The 19,241-nt window shown below is 64.2% G+C and carries 18 protein-coding genes; 13 read left to right on the top strand and 5 right to left on the bottom strand.

Features of this window, described 5'->3' with window-relative positions:
• Positions 1-416 precede the first annotated feature (416 nt).
• Genes FAZ69_RS14930 through FAZ69_RS14895 form a run of 8 tightly spaced genes read left to right on the top strand, consistent with a single transcriptional unit; the run spans position 417 to position 8,700 of the window.
• Positions 417-2,798 carry a bifunctional salicylyl-CoA 5-hydroxylase/oxidoreductase gene (locus tag FAZ69_RS14930; RefSeq protein ID WP_136895784.1) on the top strand — a complete coding sequence of 794 codons (2,382 nt, stop codon included), beginning with the start codon at positions 417-419 and terminating at the stop codon, positions 2,796-2,798.
• A complete protein-coding gene (locus tag FAZ69_RS14925; protein ID WP_136895782.1) occupies positions 2,795-3,574 on the top strand; it encodes an SDR family NAD(P)-dependent oxidoreductase in 780 nt (259 codons plus the stop codon). The genes FAZ69_RS14930 and FAZ69_RS14925 overlap by 4 nt, the downstream gene beginning before the upstream one ends.
• Positions 3,575-3,612: 38 nt before the next feature.
• Positions 3,613-4,134, top strand: coding sequence for a MarR family winged helix-turn-helix transcriptional regulator (locus tag FAZ69_RS14920; protein WP_136895878.1), 522 nt, complete (start codon positions 3,613-3,615; stop codon positions 4,132-4,134).
• A 5-nt stretch (positions 4,135-4,139) separates the two neighbouring features.
• Complete coding sequence (locus FAZ69_RS14915; RefSeq protein ID WP_136895780.1) at positions 4,140-4,991, top strand: enoyl-CoA hydratase family protein; 852 nt, start codon at positions 4,140-4,142, stop codon at positions 4,989-4,991.
• A gap of 2 nt (positions 4,992-4,993) precedes the next feature.
• On the top strand, positions 4,994-6,199 hold the full coding sequence (locus FAZ69_RS14910) for an acyl-CoA dehydrogenase family protein (RefSeq protein ID WP_240702234.1): 1,206 nt from the start codon (positions 4,994-4,996) through the stop codon (positions 6,197-6,199).
• A complete protein-coding gene (locus FAZ69_RS14905; RefSeq protein ID WP_136895776.1) occupies positions 6,196-6,654 on the top strand; it encodes an acyl-CoA thioesterase in 459 nt (152 codons plus the stop codon). The genes FAZ69_RS14910 and FAZ69_RS14905 overlap by 4 nt, the downstream gene beginning before the upstream one ends.
• On the top strand, positions 6,651-7,046 hold the full coding sequence (locus FAZ69_RS14900) for a RidA family protein (RefSeq protein ID WP_136895774.1): 396 nt from the start codon (positions 6,651-6,653) through the stop codon (positions 7,044-7,046). The genes FAZ69_RS14905 and FAZ69_RS14900 overlap by 4 nt, the downstream gene beginning before the upstream one ends.
• Before the next feature lie 16 nt (positions 7,047-7,062).
• Positions 7,063-8,700 (top strand): AMP-binding protein, encoded by a 1,638-nt coding sequence (locus FAZ69_RS14895; protein WP_136895772.1) that lies wholly within the window; start codon positions 7,063-7,065, stop codon positions 8,698-8,700.
• Between the two features lie 116 nt (positions 8,701-8,816).
• Here FAZ69_RS14895 and FAZ69_RS14890 read toward each other — a convergent pair whose 3' ends face one another.
• Positions 8,817-9,545 (bottom strand): LytR/AlgR family response regulator transcription factor, encoded by a 729-nt coding sequence (locus FAZ69_RS14890; RefSeq protein WP_136895770.1) that lies wholly within the window; start codon positions 9,543-9,545, stop codon positions 8,817-8,819.
• 15 nt (positions 9,546-9,560) lie between these two features.
• Complete coding sequence (locus FAZ69_RS14885) at positions 9,561-10,688, bottom strand: sensor histidine kinase (protein ID WP_169708653.1); 1,128 nt, start codon at positions 10,686-10,688, stop codon at positions 9,561-9,563.
• 452 nt (positions 10,689-11,140) lie between these two features.
• Here FAZ69_RS14885 and FAZ69_RS14880 point away from each other — a divergent pair, with 452 nt between their 5' ends.
• The 5 genes from FAZ69_RS14880 to FAZ69_RS14860 all read left to right on the top strand — a co-directional run bounded on the left by FAZ69_RS14880 (position 11,141) and on the right by FAZ69_RS14860 (position 14,882).
• On the top strand, positions 11,141-11,653 hold the full coding sequence (locus FAZ69_RS14880) for a hypothetical protein (protein ID WP_136895766.1): 513 nt from the start codon (positions 11,141-11,143) through the stop codon (positions 11,651-11,653).
• Between the two features lie 436 nt (positions 11,654-12,089).
• Complete coding sequence (locus FAZ69_RS14875; RefSeq protein ID WP_136895764.1) at positions 12,090-13,319, top strand: AAA family ATPase; 1,230 nt, start codon at positions 12,090-12,092, stop codon at positions 13,317-13,319.
• A gap of 2 nt (positions 13,320-13,321) precedes the next feature.
• A complete protein-coding gene (locus tag FAZ69_RS14870) occupies positions 13,322-13,975 on the top strand; it encodes a DUF4276 family protein (RefSeq protein ID WP_136895762.1) in 654 nt (217 codons plus the stop codon).
• A gap of 6 nt (positions 13,976-13,981) precedes the next feature.
• Positions 13,982-14,206: a hypothetical protein gene (locus tag FAZ69_RS14865; protein ID WP_136895759.1), complete on the top strand. Its 225-nt coding sequence runs from the start codon at positions 13,982-13,984 to the stop codon at positions 14,204-14,206.
• Positions 14,207-14,447: 241 nt separating this feature from the next.
• The gene (locus FAZ69_RS14860; RefSeq protein WP_136895757.1) at positions 14,448-14,882 is read left to right on the top strand and encodes a DUF3761 domain-containing protein; all 435 of its coding nucleotides are present in this window, start codon (positions 14,448-14,450) and stop codon (positions 14,880-14,882) included.
• A 92-nt stretch (positions 14,883-14,974) separates the two neighbouring features.
• On the opposite strand, the gene FAZ69_RS14855 is transcribed toward FAZ69_RS14860, so the two are convergent.
• From FAZ69_RS14855 to FAZ69_RS14845, 3 genes are all read right to left on the bottom strand, one after another.
• The gene (locus tag FAZ69_RS14855; protein WP_136895755.1) at positions 14,975-15,187 is read right to left on the bottom strand and encodes a hypothetical protein; all 213 of its coding nucleotides are present in this window, start codon (positions 15,185-15,187) and stop codon (positions 14,975-14,977) included.
• 228 nt (positions 15,188-15,415) lie between these two features.
• Positions 15,416-16,033: a helix-turn-helix domain-containing protein gene (locus FAZ69_RS14850; RefSeq protein WP_136895876.1), complete on the bottom strand. Its 618-nt coding sequence runs from the start codon at positions 16,031-16,033 to the stop codon at positions 15,416-15,418.
• Positions 16,034-16,038: 5 nt separating this feature from the next.
• Positions 16,039-19,233, bottom strand: coding sequence for a multidrug efflux RND transporter permease subunit (locus tag FAZ69_RS14845; protein WP_136895753.1), 3,195 nt, complete (start codon positions 19,231-19,233; stop codon positions 16,039-16,041).
• Positions 19,234-19,241 lie beyond the last annotated feature (8 nt).

Here is a 19,241-nt window from a genome sequence, read left to right as displayed (position 1 = left end):
GCGCCGAGAGCGACGGCGGACCATCACCGCGCCTGCTATTGCGCCCGCTCGGCTTTACGTTGTGCGGCTTGCTCTTCGGCGTGCTTCTTTGCCATGTGGTGTCCCACAATGCAGCCGCCGCCAGCATCTTGAATCGATGATTCTTCATGGAATGAAAGTCTTGGCGGGTACCGTCACGGACTTCGCTACATTCCGCCAAATCTCCACGCCCTGCCAATACCGCCTGCCACCCATTCCAGATTCCAGATTAAGGAAACCACGAGGCAAACTCAGCCGGAGTCCACATGGTGAAAAATCCGTGACGGACTTTATTCTCCCGGATCAAACCGATCTACCCCCAAATTCTCCCCGTCAAATTACTTGACACCTAAAATATCAATGACTAAATTAAGCTCAACACCACGCGAGGAGCAAACATGCGCATCGTCTGCATCGGAGGCGGCCCGGCCGGGTTGTACTTTGGCCTGTTGATGAAGCTGCAAAACCCAGCACACGAGGTCTCGGTCGTCGAACGCAACCGCCCCTACGACACGTTCGGCTGGGGCGTCGTGTTCTCGGACCAGACGCTCGGCAACCTGCGCGCCGCCGACGCCAAGAGCGCCGAGATGATTCTCGACGCGTTCAACCACTGGGACGACATCGAGATCCACTTCCGCGGCAGCAAGGTGCGCTCGTCGGGCCACGGCTTCTGCGGCATTGGCCGCAAGCGTCTTTTGAACATCCTGCAGGCGCGCTGCGAAGAAGTCGGCGTCAAGCTCGTCTTCGAAACCAACGTGACGGACGACGACGCCTACGGCGCCGATCTGATCGTCGCCTGCGACGGCGCCAATAGCGCGGTCCGCCAGAAATACGCGGCGACGTACCAGCCCGACATCGACATGCGCGACTGCCGCTTCGTCTGGCTCGGCACCAACAAGTTGTTCGACGCCTTCACGTTCGCCTTCGAAAAGACCGAATGGGGCTGGTTCCAGGCGCACGCCTACCGCTTCGACGACAACACCTCGACCTTCATCGTCGAAACGCCCGAGCGCGTGTGGCGCGCCGCCGGCCTCGACGAGATGAGCAAGGAAGAAAGCATCGCGTTCTGCGAGCGCCTGTTCGCGAAGTACCTCGACGGCCATCCGCTGATGTCGAACGCATCGCACCTGCGCGGCTCGTCGCAATGGATTCGCTTTCCGCGCGTCGTCAACCGGCAGTGGGTGCATCGCAAGCCGCGAGCAGACGGCGGCACGACGCCCGTCGTCCTGATGGGCGACGCCGCGCATACCGCGCATTTCTCGATCGGCTCCGGCACCAAGCTCGCACTCGAAGACGCGATCGAGCTCGCGACGAGCATCGCCGCGCATCCGCGCGATCTCGACGCCGCGCTCGATCACTACACGGACGTGCGCAGCGTCGACGTGCTGCGCATCCAGAACGCCGCGCGCAATTCGACGGAATGGTTCGAGCATGTCGATCGCTATGTGTCGTTCGAGCCGGAGCAATTCGCCTACTCGCTGCTGACGCGCTCGCAGCGCATCTCGCACGAGAACCTGCGCACGCGCGACGCGCGCTATCTGTCGTCGTTCGAAAACTGGCTGGCGTCGCGCGCCGATGGCCGGGCACGCGACACAAACCAACGCACAAAATCGATTCCGCCGATGTTCACGCCGTTCACGCTGCGCGGCGTGACGTTGAAGAACCGCGTCGTCGTCTCGCCGATGGCGCAGTATTCGGCGGTCGACGGCGTTGCCGGCGACTATCACCTGATGCATCTCGGCGCGCGCGCGATGGGCGGCGCCGCGCTCGTGATGACGGAGATGACCTGCGTGTCGCCCGAAGCGCGCATTACGCCGGGATGTCCGGGCATGTACACGCCGGAGCATCTGCGGGCGTGGCGCCGAATCGTCGATTTCGTGCACGCGAACTCGGACGCGAAGATCGGCATGCAGCTCGGCCACGCGGGCGCGAAAGCGTCGACGCGCGTGAGCTGGGAAGGCATCGACCAGCCGCTGCCCGATGGCAACTGGTCGCTCGTGTCGGCGTCCCCGCAGCAATATCTGAAGGGCGTCAGCCAATGGTCGCGCGAAGCGGGCCGCGAGGAACTGCGCGAAATCCAGCAGCAGTTCGTGCGCGCGGCGCAAATGGCTGAAGAAGCGGGCTTCGATTGGCTCGAATTGCACTGCGCGCACGGCTATTTCCTGTCGAGCTTCCTGTCGCCGCTCACGAACCATCGCACCGACGAATACGGCGGCTCGCTCGCGAATCGCCTGCGCTATCCGCTGGAAGTGTTTGCCGCGATCCGTGAAGTGTGGCCCGCGCACAAACCGATTTCCGTGCGTATTTCTGCGCATGATTGGGTCGAGGGCGGCAATACGCCAGACGATGCCGTCGAGATCGCGCGTGCGTTCAAGGCGGCAGGTGCGGACATGATCGACGTCTCTTCGGGCCAGGTCAGCAAGGAAGAAAAGCCCGTGTACGGCCGCATGTTCCAGACGCCGTTCTCGGACCGCATCCGCAACGAGGCCGGTATCTCGACGATCGCCGTCGGCGCGATTTCGGAGGCCGATCACGTCAACAGCATCATCGCCGCGGGCCGCGCCGACTTGTGCGCGATCGCGCGCCCGCATCTCGCGAACCCAGCATGGACACTCACCGAAGCCGCCAAGATCGGCTACCTCGATGTGACGTGGCCGAAGCAGTACACCGCGGCGAAGTCGCAGCTCGAGCGCAATCTCGAACGCGAGCGCGCGATGGCCGGGCAGAACGCGCGCGCTACGCCGGCCGAGCGTTTGCAGCGCGCGGAGGAGCTGGTATGAGCGCGCATTCGCTCGCCAACAAGCACGCGGTCGTCACGGGCGGCGGCAGCGGCATCGGTGCGGCGACGGCCGAAGCACTGTTGCGCGCGGGCGCCCGCGTCACGCTGATGGGCCGCGACGCCGCCCGGCTCGAATGGCAACGTACGCGTCTTGCCGAGCTCGGCGAAGTCGGCTGCGTGAGCGTCGATGTCACGCAAGCGGAGTCGGTGACGCAAGCCTTTGCCGCCGCGACGAAAGCCTTCGACGCCGTCGACGTGCTCGTCAACAACGCGGGCCAGGCTCAGGCCGCGCCGTTCGCGAAGACCGACATGGCGCTATGGCAGCGCATGCTCGACGTCAACCTGACCGGCGTCTTCCTCTGCACGCAGGCCGTGCTGCCCGCGATGATCGCGCGCCGTGACGGCCGCATCGTCAACGTTGCGAGCACGGCGGGGCAGATCGGCTATCCATACGTCGCCGCGTATTGCGCGGCCAAGCATGGCGTGATCGGCCTGACGCGCTCGCTCGCGCTCGAAGTCGCGACCAAAGGCGTGACCGTCAACGCGGTTTGTCCCGGCTACACGGAGACCGATTTGCTGCGCGAATCGCTTGATCAAATCATTGCAAAGACGGGCCGCAGCGAAGCCGAAGCACGGGCGTCCCTCGTGCAAGGCAATCCGCAGCAGCGCTTCGTCACGCCCGGCGAAGTCGCGCATGCGGTGCTCTGGCTCTGCCAGCCCGAAGCCGGCTCGATGACGGGCCAATCGATATCCGTTTCAGGCGGAGAAGTCACGTGACCACGAACAAATCCGCCGCCAGAAAGAAGGCAACTGCCATGCCGCCGAACGACACCCGCAAAGGCACGCCGAAGCCCGCCGAGAACGTCGTCGATCTCGAGATGAGCACAGGCGCCGACAGTCACATGGGCCTGCGCCTCTGGCTGCGCATGCTGACGACGACCAACCTCGTGCAAGCCGAGCTGCGCCGCCGCCTGCGCGCCGAATTCGATACGACGCTGCCCCGCTTCGACCTGATGGCGCAGCTCGAGCGCCATCCCGAAGGCCTGAAGATGAGCGAGATCTCGCGCCGCCTGATGGTGACGGGCGGCAACGTGACAGGCATCACCGATCAACTGGAGAAAGAAGGACTCGTCGCGCGCGATGCCGATCCGAACGACCGCCGCGCGTTCAGCGTGCGCTTGACGCCCGCGGGCCGCGAGCTGTTCGACCGGATGGCCGTGGCGCACGAGCAATGGGTCGTCGAATTGTTCGGCGGCCTGGGCCTCGACGAGAAATCGAGGATGCATCAGCGCCTCGGCAAGCTGAAGCAGCATCTGATCGACAACCTGAAGAGCTGATACCCATGACAACATCCACCGCAGACGGCCTGTTCGCGGGCAATCGCACGACGCTCGCGCAATACGAGGCGCGCCACTTCGGCTGGTCGGTGAGCGAGCACGTCGCGACGATCACGCTCAATCGCCCCGAGCGCAAGAATCCGCTGACCTTCGAATCGTATGCCGAGCTGCGCGACCTGTTTCGCCAGCTTCCCTACGCGACCGACATCAAGGCCGTCGTGATCCACGGCGCCGGCGAGAACTTCTGCTCGGGCGGCGACGTGCACGAAATCATCGGCCCGCTGATCGGCTTGGCCGTCCCCGAGCTGCTGATGTTCACACGCATGACGGGCGATCTCGTCAAGGCGATGCGGCATTGTCCGCAGCCGGTGATCGCGGCGGTGGACGGTGTCTGCGCGGGCGCGGGCGCGATCATCGCGATGGCGTCGGACATGCGCTATGGCACCGCGCGCAGCAAGCTCGCGTTCCTCTTCACGCGCGTCGGCCTCGCCGGCTGCGACATGGGCGCATGCTCGATCCTGCCGCGCATCATCGGCCAGGGGCGCGCCTCCGAATTGCTCTTCACGGGCCGCTCGGCGAGCGGCGAGGAAGGCTATGCGTGGGGGTTCTACAACCGCTTGTGCGAGCCTTCCGAATTGGTTGCGGACGCAACCAGGCTCGCGGCGGAGATCGCCGGCGGCCCGACCTTCGCACACGGCATCACGAAGAAGATGCTGCATCAGGAATGGAACATGGGCGTCGACGAAGCGATCGAGTCCGAAGCGCAAGCGCAGGCGATCTGCATGGCCACGCGCGATTTCGATCGTGCGTATCGCGCATTCGCGGCGAAAACCCGCCCTGTCTTCGAAGGAGATTGACCGTGGGCGTCTACGACCATGCTTCGAACGCGCTCGACTGGCCGTTCTTCGAGGACCACCACCGCGCGCTGGCCGCGGATCTCGACGCCTGGGCCGCGCAGCATCTCGCGCACGTATCGCACGATGCAGCTTCCGTCGACGACACCTGCCGCCGCCTCGTACGCGAGCTCGGCGCGGCCGGATGGCTGCGCTACGGCGTCGGCGGCACGGCCTACGGCGGGCATGGCGACACGATCGATACGCGCGCCGTCTGCCTCTTGCGCGAAACGCTCGCGAAGCACTCGGGCCTCGCCGACTTCGCGCTCGCGATGCAAGGGCTCGGCTCCGGCGCGATCTCGCTCGCGGGCACCGACGAGCAAAAGCGCCGCTATCTGCCGCGCGTCGCGAACGGCACCGCGCTTGCCGCCTTCGCGCTCTCCGAACCCGAAGCGGGCTCCGACGTCGCCGCGATGGCGCTCGCCGCACGCGAAGATGGCGACCACTACATCCTCGACGGCGAAAAGACCTGGATCTCGAACGGCGGCATCGCCGATTTCTACGTCGTCTTCGCGCGCACCGGCGAAGCGCCCGGCGCGCGCGGCATCACGGCATTCGTCGTCGATGCCGACACGCCCGGCCTCACGATCACCGAGCGCATCGACGTGATCGCGCCACATCCGCTCGCGCGCCTGAAGTTCGCGGGCGCGCGCGCGCCGAAGAGCCAGATGCTCGGCGCGCCCGCCGAAGGCTTCAAGATCGCGATGCGCACGCTCGACATCTTCCGCACGTCGGTGGCGGCAGCGTCGCTCGGCTTCGCGCGGCGCGCGATGCACGAAGCGCTCGCGCGCGCTTCGACGCGCCGCATGTTCGGCCAGACGCTCGGCGATTTTCAACTGACCCAGGCCAGGCTCGCGCAAATGGCGCTCACGATCGACAGCGCCGCGCTGCTCGTCTACCGCGCCGCCTGGCTGCGCGACCAGGGCAAGAACGTGACGCGCGAGGCCGCGATGGCGAAGTGGCACGCGAGCGAAGGCGCGCAGCAGGTGATCGACGCAGCTGTGCAGATCTGGGGCGGCAAAGGCGTGCAAAGCGGCGTGGCGGTCGAGCAGCTCTATCGCGAGATCCGCGCGCTGCGTATCTACGAAGGCGCGACCGAGGTGCAGCAGTTGATCGTCGGCCGCGATCTGCTCAAGGCCTATCGGGCCTCCGCTCAGGAGACCGCGCAATGAACGGCGCCGCGCGCGAAGCCACCTTCGAGTGGCCGGTCCGCATCCGCTTCGCGCATTGCGATCCGGCGGGCATCGTGTTCTTTCCGCAATACCTCGTGCTGACCAACTGCCTGGTCGAAGACTGGTTCACCGAAAGGCTCGGCATCGACTACGCGCACATGATCGGCGTACGCCGCGTCGGCCTGCCGATCGTCAAGCTCGAATGCGAGTTCTCGCGGCCGAGCCGGATGGGCGAGACGATCACGCTCGCACTGACCGTGACGACGCTCGGACGACGCTCGATCGGTCTCGACATCGTCGGCAGCCACGGCGACGAAATCCGCTTTCATGCAACGCAAGTGCTCGTGACGACGTCGCTCGAAACCGGCGCGTCGATCGACATCCCCGTCGATATCCGCGAAGCGCTCACGCATTTCGTGGCCCCCTCGATTCTCTCGGAGGAAAAATCCTCATGAAAAAAGCGCTCTTGCCGCAAGGCTGGATCAAGCCGCGCGGCTATGCCAACGGCGTCGCCGCGCGCGGCACGCAGGTGTTCATCGCGGGACAGATCGGCTGGGACGAAACCGAGCAGTTCCAGTCGGACGAGTTCGCCGCGCAGGCGCAGCAGGCGTTGAAGAACATCGTCGCCGTGCTCGCCGCCGCAGGTGGCCGCCCCGAGCACATCGTCCGCATGACCTGGTACGTGACCGACAAGCGCGAATACCTCGCGGCGCTCAAGGACATCGGCCGCGCGTTTCGCGAGCTGATCGGCGACTACGACATCGCGATGAGCGCGGTACAGGTCGTGGCGCTGATCGAGGACCGCGCGAAAGTCGAAATCGAAGCGACCGCGGTGATCCCGGACTAATGCGGAGGCTAGAGCCATGGAACCGTCTGCCCATGCCGATACGTTTGCCCGCGACCACCTGCCGTCGCAGGACCAATGGCCGGTGCTGCTGCTCGACAACCCCGACGTCGCTTACCCATCCCGCATAAATTGCGCAACCGAGCTGCTCGACCGCGCGATCGAAGCAGGCCACGGCGAGCGCGTCGCCATCTGGTCGGATGTCGACGGCGAACCGCATGCCACGACCTACGGTGAGCTGCTCGCGCTCGTCAACCGCACCGCTCACGTGCTCGTCGACGAGATGGGCCTGCAGCCCGGCAACCGCGTGCTGCTGCGCGGCCCGAACACCCTGCAGATGGCAGTGGCGTTTCTCGCAAGCCTGAAGGCGGGTCTCGTCGTAGTGCCGACGATGCCGCTATTGCGTGCGAAGGAGCTCAAGCAGATCGTCGACAAGGCCCGGATCAGCGCCGCCCTCTGCGACGCGCGCCTGATCGACGAATTGGCGAAATGCCAGGAATCCGGCAACGAATTCTTCTGCGCCGATCTCGCGCAAATCCGCCAATTCCACTGCGACACGCCCGATTCGCTCGATACGCTCGCCGCCGCCAAATCCGACGTTTTCCAGGCCTGCGATACCGCCGCCGACGATGTCTGCCTGATCGCCTTCACGAGCGGCACGACGGGCGCGCCGAAGGGCTGCATGCACTTTCATCGCGACGTGCTCGCGATGTGCGACCTGTTCCCGCGCCACGTGCTGAAGCCTGGCCCCGACGACGTGTTCTGCGGCACGCCGCCGCTCGCCTTCACGTTCGGGCTGGGCGGCCTGCTCTGCTTTCCGCTGCGCGTGGGCGCGGCGACCGTGCTGATCGAAAAGCTCACGCCGGAAACGCTGCTGCAGCTCGTCGAGCGCTTTCGCGCGACGATCATGTTCACTGCGCCGACGTTCTACCGGCAGATGGCGCCGCTCGCCGGGCGCTTCGATATCTCGAGTCTCGCGAAGACGGTGTCGGCCGGCGAGGCGCTACCCGACTCGACACGCCAGCTATGGCGCGACGCGACGGGCATCGACATGATCGACGGCATTGGCGGCACCGAGATGATCCACATCTTCATCTCGTCGGCAGGCGCGGACGTGCGCCGCGGCGCGATCGGCCGCGCTGTGCCCGGCTACACGATCCAGGCTGTCGACGACGCGATGCAGCCGGTGCCGCCGGGCACGGTCGGCAAGCTCGCGGTGCGCGGCCCGACCGGCTGCCGCTATCTCGCCGACGAGCGCCAGCTGAAGTTCGTGCGCGACGGCTGGAACCTGCCCGGCGATGCGGTCTATCTCGACGAAGACGGCTACGTCTTCTATCAGGCGCGCGCCGACGACATGATCGTCTCGGCGGGCTACAACATCTCCGGGCCGGAAGTCGAAAGCGTGCTGATGAAGCACGAAGCAGTGGCGGAATGCGGCGTGATCGGCGCGCCGGATGAGGAGCGCGGGCAGATCGTGAAGGCGTTTGTCGTGGTCAAGCCGGGCTATACGGCCGACGATGCGCTCGTGGCCGAGCTGCAAGCGTTCGTGAAGCAGACGGTCGCGCCGTACAAGTATCCGCGCGTGATTCACTTTCTCGACGCGCTGCCGCGTACGGAGACGGGAAAGCTGAAACGGTTTGCGCTGCGGTCGATGTGAAGCGCGGGCGGGCGACCCCGGCGCGCGCCGCCGGCCGGACCGCACCGTCTTTGTGCGCATAAAGTGTGCATACGCCCACCGCCGCGCAGCACGGCTTGACCGCGCTTCTCCGTCCGCTACATCTGCTTGAACAAGCCGACATACGCGCGGCTCACCGGCAGCACGTCCGTGTGATTGCGTAGATGGATACGCAGCCGCCCCAGCAGATCGCGCTCGACACGATCGATCGCCGCGTACGACACGATGACGCTGCGATGCACCTGCGCAAACTTCGCGGCATCCAGCCGCTGCATCAGCTCTTTCAACGGCGTGCGGATGATGTGCCGGCGCTCCGCCGTGACCACTTCGGTGTATTTGTCCGTCGCCTGGAAGTACAGCACGTCGTCGATCGAAACCAGATGCGTCGTGTCTTTCAGGCCGACCGTCAGCCATTGGATCGGTGCGGTGTCCTTCCCCGCCGCGGCATCCGCAGTCGATATGGGCTGCGCAACCGCCCCCCCACGTTGCAGCCTGGCGATACAGCGCAACAGCCGCTCGTCGTTCAGCGGCTTGAGCAGGTAATCGACCGCCGAGGTTTCGAAGGCTTGCACCGCGTATTCGTCGTACGCCGTCACGAACACCACGCGCACCGAAGGCGCCAGCCGCGCGATTTCGAGGCCGTCGACACCGGGCATGCGAATGTCGAGAAAAGCGAAATCGGGCTGCTTCGCATTCAATTCCGCGAGCGCTTCGACGCCGTTGCGCGGCATCGCGACGATTTCCAGCTCGGGCCAGAACTTCGCGAGCCGCGAGGCAAGCTCGGCGGCAAGGTTTGGTTCGTCGTCGGCGATCAGGGCGGTAGGCATGTCGGCGGATCGAAGTCAGCGGATCGGAATGCGCAAAGTCGCGGTGACGCCCCGCGCGGCGTTCGTTGCCATCATGCCGCCCGTGCCGGCAGATGCGGCGCCGCGACCGGCGGCCGTTGCGTCTGCGTCCGACGACGCCCCACCTGCATCGGGCGCCGCATCGAGCAACGCGCCGCCATGAGCGCCGGTATTACCCACGACCGTCAAACTGCCCGCCTCGCCGTACAAACTATTGAGCCGCGCACGCACGTTCGAGAGCCCCACCCCGCCATGCAGGCCCTTGCCATGGCCCAGCCCCATGCCGGTATCGATCACGCTCAGCTCGAGCATTTCACCATCGCGCCTGGCCCTCACCAGGATCTCGCCACCGTCGATCGCCGGCTCGATGCCGTGCAGCAGCGCATTTTCGACGAGCGGCTGCAGCAGCAACGGCGGCAAGGCAAGCTGGCGCAGCGCGCCGGGCACGGCAATTCTATAGCGCAGCCGGTCGCCGAGCCGCATCGACGCGATATGCAGCAGCGCATCGACGAGCTCCAGCTCCTCCCCCAGCAGCGACACCGGCTTGCGCGTACGCCCGAGGCTTGCGCGCAGATAGCGGTTCAGGCTGTCGAGCATCGCCGACGCGCGCGCCGGGTCGCGCTCGATCAGGCTTTGCACGTTCGCGAGCGTGTTGAACAGGAAATGCGGCTCGATTTGCGCCTGCAAGAGCGCGAGCCGCGCGGCCGTTTCCGATTGGCGCAGTTCGGCGGCCTCGCGGCGCTCGGTTTCCAGCGCCGCGCGCATCTGCGCGGACTGGACGAAAAGAGAAAACATCACGATGGCGACGCCCGCCACCAGAAAGGTCGGCGCGTAGTAGAGCCAGGTTGCGAGGCTCGCGTGCTGGAGCAGGCTTGGTACATGGCCGACGGTCCTCGCCGCCAGCTCGACGCCGATCACGACGGCAAGCGGCCCGACGATCAGCACCCGCAGCACGATCGGAATTCGTCTCCCGGCGATCCGGTTCGCCAGCCCACCGATCAGATATGCGCTGAATCCGATCCCATTGCCGAGGACGAAATACGGCAGGATCGGATCGTGAGGAGCACGCGTCCAGAAGCCGGTGGCGATCAGGCTATTGAACACCACGAGCCAAACGAGATGCATATACCTGCTCCGGCCCCCGGTTTTGCTGAACGGCGTCGACGCGAACTTGCTTTGCATGGTTTGAAAAGGGCCAGGCACACCCCGGCCGATCGGACGATGTCTGCACTGTAAATGCGGCGCGGCGCTTTCGGGAAGCCGCGCGACGAAGTGCACGCCGGGCCGATCAGCCGCGCGGAGGGGGGATGGCTGGAGTCCCCAGGTTTCCCGCCCCGCCCGTCAGGAAGCCTCTTTTGAGGGATGCCCCCCTTCGGCGAGTCTGGCGGGCAGTGACAAACCGGGGACGCTCGGCTCAATCGCCCTCGCGCTTCGTCGGCGAAACGGACCATTCATCCAGGCGCGACGCACCTCGTCGCAAACACCCGCCGCCCTCCCCACGCGCCGCTACAGTCACGCTCAAGCAAGGTCCCGCGCCATCCGGAGCGGGCACTAACTTACCGGCAAGAGGTGCTTCCATGCGGCACATCCCCTCGTACACGCTCGCCATCCTGGCCGCCGTGATCTATGTCGGCGTCCAGCGCTGCTACCCGCGCACGGTCCGCGCCGAGCGCATGATCGTCTTTCCGCTGCTGCTGGTCCTGTTCGGCGCAAACAGTCTGCACACGCTGTTTCCCTACAGCGCCCCGGAATACACCGCGGCTGCCGTGTTGGCCGGCGCGACCGGTACGCTGCTGGGCTGGATGCACGCAGCGCACTGGGAGGTGCAATTCGACACCGCGACGCGGCGCGTGCGCGTGCCCGGCGACCCAAGCCTGCTCGGGATTCTGCTCGTGACCTCGAGCTCACATTTCGTCATCCACTATGCGATCGAATCGCATCAGCCGTGGGCCACGAGCGGCGTGTTCGAGCTGTTATCGTTCGGTGCGTGGGGCCTGCTCGCGGGGATGCCACTGGGACGCTCGGCGAACGTGGTGTTTCGCGTCTTCCGGATGGAAAGCGAGCGCAGGTCGACGCCGACGCTGGGGTGAGCCGGTCGTCTTGTTCTCCAGGAAAAAGGGCAAAGCATAGTTGGAGACGAAACATCGACGGGATGCGCGCTGAGGCTTGGGTTTGCTCAGTCCGCAGGCGCTTGAGGGAACGGACGAGCCGCTCGGTCATGGTCAGGGAGAAAAATGACAGCAAGGACGCACCGAAAAAAGCCGTCTTAACCGTATCCGTCAACGGTCAATTTCTGGACACGTGCAAAATTTGCACGGTGGAGACGTGAAAGGTCGCCGGAGCTGTTAACATTTCAGTCGATTTTTCAATGCCGCGTAGCGAGTTGCCATACAGCAAACATGATCTTTCGGCTGGTGGACCGCTGCAGGATTTCCCATGTAAGGAACGGATACCGGCAACTTGGAAGAGCATGAGGAGCCGCTGATCCTGTATGACACTGCCTTGACCAGAATGGAGGCGCAATAAGTGGCAATTATTGAGGGCTTTCGGGTCCAAAATTTTCGTGCCTTGCGAGACGTGTCGCTAGGCAAGCTTTCCGGCCAGACTGCAGGCGACCCATTGACGCCGTTCACCGTGGTGATTGGTAAAAACGGAGTAGGTAAAAGCTCCCTATTCGATGCTTTTGGTTTCGTTGCGGATTGCCTCGGAACAGATGTCGAGACCGCATGCGACATGAAACAGCGAGGCGGTTTTGAGCGCCTGCGTTCAACAGGCATCCATGAGCCTATCCGCTTCGAGATTTACTATCGTGAAGCCCCCAATGAACGGCCGATTACCTACGAGTTGTCAATTAACCTAGATGGGTCTGGCCGGCCCTATGTCGAGTCCGAAGTGCTCAAGCAGCGACGCAAGGGACAGAAGCATGGTCGACCTTATCCGTTTCTGCGACTCGATCGCGGCAAAGGCTTGGTCTGGGCTGGAGAAGAAGCGGTCGAAATTGAAGGTGAGGAGGATCGCACGCAAGCGTCCGTTGAGTTAACTGATCCACGCCAGTTGGGCATCGCCACGCTAGGCACGCTCAAGGAACATCCACGGATCAAGCGGTTCCGTGATTTTTTGAAGGGCTGGTATCTCTCGTATTTTTATCCAGACGCTGCGCGCAGTCTGCCCACTGCTGGACCACAACGGCACTTGAACGTGCACGGTGACAACATCGGCAACGTTGTGCAATTCATGGAGCGCGAGCACAAGGACCGTTTCCAGAGCATCCTGACTCGGATTGCCAGCAAGATTCCTGGGATAGCCAAGATCGACACAGAGGTAACGGCCGACAAACGTGTATTGTTGCGCTTCAATGATGGTGCATTCGCTGATCCATTTTTTGCCCAGCAGATGTCGGATGGCACACTGAAGGTGTTCGCCTACTTGTTGCTTCTGGAGGATCCAGATCCACCACCCTTTATTTGTATCGAAGAGCCCGAGAACGGCCTTTACCACAAGCTGCTGGAGTCGTTGGCGCAAGAGTTCCGTACCCATGCCACGGGCAAAAGGAATGCCCCTCAGATTTTTGTGACGACGCACCAGCCATACTTCGTGGACGCATTGTCACCGGAAGAGGTATGGATTCTGGAAAAAGGGGAAGACGGATTCTCAACCATTCGACGGGTTTCCGAACTGGACGTCGTCAAGAACCTTGTGGATGAGGGGCTACCGCTCGGCGGGCTTTGGTACAGCGACTATCTCGATGCGAGGTGAGAATGCACATCGAGATATTGGTGGAAGACAGCTCCGGAGAGAAGCTGCTGATAGAGTTGCTGCCCAGAATTCTTGGTGAGCATGGCAACCCACATACCTGGCGAGTTCATGCTTACAAGGGCATCGGTCGGATTCCCAAACACCTCAATGCGGGCACCGACCCCGCGAAGCGAATTCTGCTGGACCAATTGCCACGACTGTTACAAGGCTACGGTAAAACACCGGGCATTGACGCAGTGGTAGTTATGCTCGATACCGATAAGCGCAATTGCGCGGAGTTCCTGAATGAACTCAAGGCGTTAGCGGCGAACTGCAATCCAGCGCCTCACACGATGTTCCGCTTGGCAATTGAGGAGGTGGAAGCTTGGTATCTAGGGGATCGACAAGCGCTAGAGACAGCCTATCCACGCGCCAAGGCCGATGTCTTGAATCGGTACGTTCAGGACAGCGCCTGCGACACCTGGGAGCTGTTGGCGGATGCGGTCTACCCCGGTGGATTCACCGCTATAAAGAAGGCTGGCTGGCCGTTGCCCGGGCAAATCAAACATGAGTGGGCCGAGAAAATCGGGCCGCTGCTCGATCCTGATCGCAATCAGTCCCCTAGCTTTGGCAAGTTGCGTGATGGCTTACGTCGTCTAGTGGCAGAGGCGGTTTGATGCCCGGTGTCTTCGAACAAGGCATCCAAGCGCCTAAATTACCGCTCTCATTTCGTCATCCTCTATGCGATCGAATCGCATCAGCCGTGGGCCACGAGCGGCGTGTTCGAGCTGTTGTCGTTCGGTGCGTGGGGCCTGCTCGCGGGCATGCCGCTGGGACGCTCGGCGAACGTAGTGTTTCGCGTCTTCCGGATGGAAAGCGAGCGCAGGTCGACGCCGACGCTGGGATGAGCCGGTCGATTCGTTTGCCTTTTTGCGCATCCTCGTCGAGTCGTCGGCTCGACTTTGCAAAAGTTCACAATTTGACAGGCCCAATTGCGTCGGCCAAACAGTTGAGCATTGCGTTAGATCCTTAATGCTGCGCGTTTTCGGAGTATCGATATGGGCTGGCCTTGCAGGGTGCGAAGCCAAGCGCGGCGCGTTTGCATCGGTTCGAAGTCGTTACCCTGTTGAAACCCCTAAAGGATCTGCAATGAAAACATCGTTTGTCTATTTGGCGGCTGCAGCTCTGTTTGCCACGACCGCTGCCTTTGCGCAGGTCCCGGCTAGCGCGCCGTCGGGCTCGACCGCTCTCTGCAAGGACGGCACGTTCTATGCGGGCGCGTCGAAACAGGGCGCGTGTGCCGGCCACAAGGGCATCAAGACCTGGTACGGCGCATCGAATGCAGCGGCGGGAGCTTCGAGCGCCTCCGTGACGGCGCCAGCGGCCGCGGCGGCGAGCGCCAGCAGTGTCAAGCAGGCAGCCGGAGGCGCCGCCCCCGGACAGGTTTGGGTCAATACGAGCACGAAGGTCTACCACTGCCCGTCCGACAAGTACTACGGCAAAACGAAGAACGGCGCCTACATGACGGAAGCGGACGCGAAAGCGAAAGGCTTCCATGCCGACCACGGGAAGGCTTGCCAATAAACGCATAAAAGAAAAAGCGCAGGTCCGGGCTTCACTCCCGGACCTGCGCAATGTTTTTTCGCAGAAGCAATCGCGCTGATATTTATTGGCGCTCAGGCCTGAGACTGATCGGTATCCGCAGCGTCGCCGCTGCTTGCTTCGTCCTCTTTCTTCTCGACGAGCTTCTCCAGTGCGCCGGCTCCTTCGAAACCGGCCACAGCAGCAATGCCTTTTGTCACGAGCGATGCATCCGGATCAAGCTTTTCCGCTCCTTCAACTGCGGCTACGGCCCCCGCGATTTCACCGACCACATTCAAGATTCCCATGGCATCACCTAACGTCTGAAAATTGGGCCGAGGAGAGCGAGTACCTCCGCCTCGGAGGAAAAGATATGCACGTCCGAACAGAGCAAGCGAAGGATCGGATCAGTGACGCGCATGATCGAAGTCAAGTGTAGCAACAACGAATTTGGAGATTTTTAAAAATTGTCAGGCCGGGACGATCGCATTGGTGGCTGCTTCGGTCATGGTCCAGCCGAGGAACGGGTCCATCTCCTACAACAAACTCGGCGTCCCCACCCACATCAACACCGCCTCGACGTCACCGGTGTTTTCCCAGCCATGCGGATCGGTCGAGTCGTGATGCGTTGCGTCCCCCGGACGAAACACAAACTTCTTGCCGTTGAGCGTCAACGTCGGATTCCCCGAGAGCACGTACCAGAACTGCTCCCCGGCGAGCGTCACGACCTCGGCAAATTCGCGCCCAGCCGGAATGCGCACGAGCAGCGCCTCCATCAGCCCATCGTCGACGACCCGCGTGAGCCGCGCAAACAGATTGCCCGTGTCGGCAAAGGCAAAGTACTTCATCTCCTTGCCGCGCAGAACGAAACGCGCATCGCGCGGCACGTCGAGGAAATACTGCAGCGAGACGCCGAGCGCCCGCGCGATGCCGAGCAGCGTCGCCACCGACGGCCGCGCCAGCCCTCGTTCGATCTGCGACAGGAACGGCTTCGAGATGCCCGCGAGCGCGGCGGTTTCGTCGAGCGTCAGCAACAAACGCTTTCTCAGCGCGCGGATCTTGCGGCCGATCGCGTCGAGCGTCGCCGCAGCGTCGCGACGCGCATCGCTGCGCTCGGAAGCCGCGCTCCCGCCGCCCGTATCGGGAACCGTCATGTCGCTCATGAAGGCTCCGTCTCGCGATCGCGCAACGCGCGCGAACCGCTCGCATCGCTAACGTCCGGCGGATTGCTGCCGCCTCCCTCGCCACCCGTGCCTGCCGCGCGGCCCGGCTTCGCGAAACGCCCGGTCGCCCGCATCACCAGGTAGAACGCGACCGGCGTAAACACCAGCCCGAGCACCGTCGCCGAGATCACGCCGCCGAACACGCCGGTGCCGATCGAGTGCCGGCTCTCGGCGCCGCCGCCGCTCGAAAACACGAGCGGCACCACGCCGAGCAGAAATGCCGCCGAGGTCATCACGATCGGCCGGAAGCGCATCGCGCACGCGGCCACGATCGCACGCGCGAGCGGCTCGCCGCGCGCATGGAGATCGCGCGCGAACTGCACGATCAGAATCGCGTTCTTGCCCGACAGCCCGATCACCGTGACCATGCCGATCTTGAAGTAGATGTCGTTCGGCAGCCCGCGCACGAGCATCGCGCCCACCGCGCCGATCATGCCGAGCGGCACCACCGTCAGCACGGAAAGCGGAATCGTCCAGCTCTCGTAGAGCGCGGCGAGCGCCATGAACACGGCGAGGAGCGACAGGCCGATCAGGAGCGGCGTCTGCCGCGCGGCCTCGGTTTCCGCCAGCGATTGATCGGTCCAGTCGTAGGCGACGCCGGCCGGCAGCTTCGCCGCGAGCCGCTCCATCTCGGCCATCGCCGCGCCCGAGCTGTAGCCGCGCGCTGCGCGGCCGCTCACGTCCAGCACCGGGTAGCCGTCGTAGCGCGAGAGGATGGTCGGGCCGCGCGTCCAATGCACGGTCGCGAACGCCGAGAACGGCACCATCGCGCCGAGCGAGTTGCGCACCGACAGCTTCAGCAGGTCGGCCTCGGTCATCCGCGTCGGCGCGTCGGCGGCCACCATCACGCGCTGCATGCGGCCGCCCGCCGGGAAGTCGCCGATATAGGACATGCCGAAGGTGTTGCCGAGCACGTCGTCGATATCGTCGAACGAAACGGCCATCGCATAGGCCTTCGCGCGATCGATGTCGAGCACGACGCGCGGCGCGTCGGGCAGCGTTTCCGAGTGGACGTCGGCGAGCACGGGGTCGTTCTTCGCCATCTCGAACAGCTGCTCGCGCGCCTTCTCCAATGCGTCCATGCCGATGCCGCCGCGGTCCTCGAGATGGAACATGAAGCCCTCCGAGCGTCCGAGCCCCGGCACGGCCGGCGGCAGTTGCGCGACGACGTCGCCGTCGTCGATCTTCGCGAACGCTTCGTTGAGCGTATCGCGCAGCGTCATCGCATCGGCGTCGCGCCTGGCCCAGTCCTTCAGCTCGACGAACGCCATGCCGACGTTCTGTCCGCTGCCGTCGAAGCTCCAGCCGATCACGCTCGTCACGTTCGCCACGGCCGGCTGCCGGTGCAGGATCGTCTCGACCTTCTTGATCGCGTCGAACGTGCGCTGCTGCGTTGCGCCCGGCGGCATCTGCACCATCACCTGCAGCTCGCCGCTGTCCTCGGTCGGCAGGAAGCCGCTCGGCAGCTGGATATAGAGCAGCGCGCACGCGCCGATCAGCGCGAGATGCACCGCGAGCACGGGACCTGAGCGCCGCAGCAGGCGCGCGACGAGATCGCGATAGCGTCCCGATGTGCGCTCGACATTCAAGGCGAACCATGCGCCGAGACGCCCGCCCTCCGCACCGTGCGCCGGCGCCTTCAGCAAGTTTGCGCACAGCGCGGGCGTCAGCGACAGCGCCATGAACGCCGACACCAGGATCGCCGCGATCATCGCAATCGAGAACTGCCGGTAGATGCCGCCGACGCTGCCGGTAAAGAACGCCATCGGCACGAACACCGCCGTGAGCACGGCCGTCACGCCGACGATCGCGCCGCCGATCTGCTTCATGGCCTTGCGCGTGGCGTCGCGCGGAGCTAAGCCCTCCTCATGCATGATGCGGTCGATGTTCTCGACGACGACGATCGCATCGTCGACGAGAATGCCGATCGCGAGCACGAGCCCGAACAGCGTGAAGACGTTGATCGACAAGCCGGCCGCGTACATCGCGAGAAACGCGCCCATCAGCGCGACCGGAATCACGACGGTGGGCACGAGCGTATAGCGCAAATCGCGCAGGAACAGCCAGATCACGCAGAACACGAGGACGACCGCTTCGAGCAGCGTGATGAACACTTCGCGAATGGCGATGCGCACGAAATGCGCGTTATCGAACGGAATCGAAACGGCGATGCCGGGCGGCAGCGTCTTTTGCAGCTCGGCGATCCGCGCGCGAATCGCATTCGACGTTTCCAGCGCATTGCCGTGCGGCGCGAGCTGGATGCCGACGGTCGCCGCCGATTTGCCGTTCAGGCGCGACCAGAACGAGTAGTTGTCGCTGCCGATCTCGACGCGCGCGACGTCGCGCAGCCTGACCGTGGAGCCGTCGGGCCGCGCCTTGAGCACGATCGCGCCGAACTCGGCCGGCGTATGCAATTGCCCGCGCACGTTGACGGTCGCATTGAGCCCCTGCCCCTGCACGAACGGCGCGTCGCCGAGCGAGCCCGCCGTGACCGGCGAGTTCTGCGACTTGATCGCCGCGGTGACGTCGGCGGGCGCGAGGCTGTACTCGCGCAGCTTCATCGGATCGAGCCAGACCCGCATCGCCTCGTCCGCGTCCCACAGCTCCGCGGCGCCGACGCCCGGCGCGCGCTTGAGCTCGCCGAGCAAATAGCGGTTCAGGTAGTCGGAAAGCTCGGTCGAGTTGCGCTTGCCGTCGGTCGACGTCAGCGCGACGAGCATCAGGAACGTGTTCGCCGCCTTGAACACGCTGATGCCCTGCTGCACGACCTGCTGCGGCAGGCGCGACTCGATCTGCTTCATGCGGTTCTGCACGTCGACCATCGCGATGTCCGGATTCGTGCTGGGCGCGAACGTGATGTCGATTTCGAGTTCGCCGAGGTTGTCGCTCGTGGTCTCGTAATACTGGAGGCCGTCGGCGCCGTCGAGGCTTTCCTCGATCAGGCTCGCGACGTTGTTGTCGACCTCCTCGACCGTCGCGCCCGGATACGTCGCGCTGATGATGACGCGCGGCGGCGCGAGCCGCGGATATTGCGCGACCGGCAATTGCGGCACGGCCAGCGCGCCCGCGATGACGATGGCGAGCGCAACGATCCAAGCGAAGACCGGACGGTCGATGAAGAATGACGGCACAAGTCAAA

The sequence above is a fragment of the Trinickia terrae genome (assembly GCF_005144415.1).
Taxonomy (GTDB): Bacteria; Pseudomonadota; Gammaproteobacteria; order Burkholderiales; family Burkholderiaceae; genus Trinickia_A; species Trinickia_A terrae.
Note: the sequence above shows the minus strand (reverse complement) of the source record. Positions and strands in the feature narration are given on the sequence as shown.

Coding starts and splice junctions, on each gene's coding strand:
- FAZ69_RS14930 (WP_136895784.1), top strand. CDS start 417: ATGCGCATCGTCTGCATCGGAGGCGGCCCGGCCGGGTTGTACTTTGGC.
- FAZ69_RS14925 (WP_136895782.1), top strand. CDS start 2,795: ATGAGCGCGCATTCGCTCGCCAACAAGCACGCGGTCGTCACGGGCGGC.
- FAZ69_RS14920 (WP_136895878.1), top strand. CDS start 3,613: ATGCCGCCGAACGACACCCGCAAAGGCACGCCGAAGCCCGCCGAGAAC.
- FAZ69_RS14915 (WP_136895780.1), top strand. CDS start 4,140: ATGACAACATCCACCGCAGACGGCCTGTTCGCGGGCAATCGCACGACG.
- FAZ69_RS14905 (WP_136895776.1), top strand. CDS start 6,196: ATGAACGGCGCCGCGCGCGAAGCCACCTTCGAGTGGCCGGTCCGCATC.
- FAZ69_RS14900 (WP_136895774.1), top strand. CDS start 6,651: ATGAAAAAAGCGCTCTTGCCGCAAGGCTGGATCAAGCCGCGCGGCTAT.
- FAZ69_RS14895 (WP_136895772.1), top strand. CDS start 7,063: ATGGAACCGTCTGCCCATGCCGATACGTTTGCCCGCGACCACCTGCCG.
- FAZ69_RS14890 (WP_136895770.1), bottom strand. CDS start 9,545: ATGCCTACCGCCCTGATCGCCGACGACGAACCAAACCTTGCCGCCGAG.
- FAZ69_RS14885 (WP_169708653.1), bottom strand. CDS start 10,688: ATGCATCTCGTTTGGCTCGTGGTGTTCAATAGCCTGATCGCCACCGGC.
- FAZ69_RS14880 (WP_136895766.1), top strand. CDS start 11,141: ATGCGGCACATCCCCTCGTACACGCTCGCCATCCTGGCCGCCGTGATC.
- FAZ69_RS14870 (WP_136895762.1), top strand. CDS start 13,322: ATGCACATCGAGATATTGGTGGAAGACAGCTCCGGAGAGAAGCTGCTG.
- FAZ69_RS14860 (WP_136895757.1), top strand. CDS start 14,448: ATGAAAACATCGTTTGTCTATTTGGCGGCTGCAGCTCTGTTTGCCACG.
- FAZ69_RS14855 (WP_136895755.1), bottom strand. CDS start 15,187: ATGGGAATCTTGAATGTGGTCGGTGAAATCGCGGGGGCCGTAGCCGCA.
- FAZ69_RS14850 (WP_136895876.1), bottom strand. CDS start 16,033: ATGACGGTTCCCGATACGGGCGGCGGGAGCGCGGCTTCCGAGCGCAGC.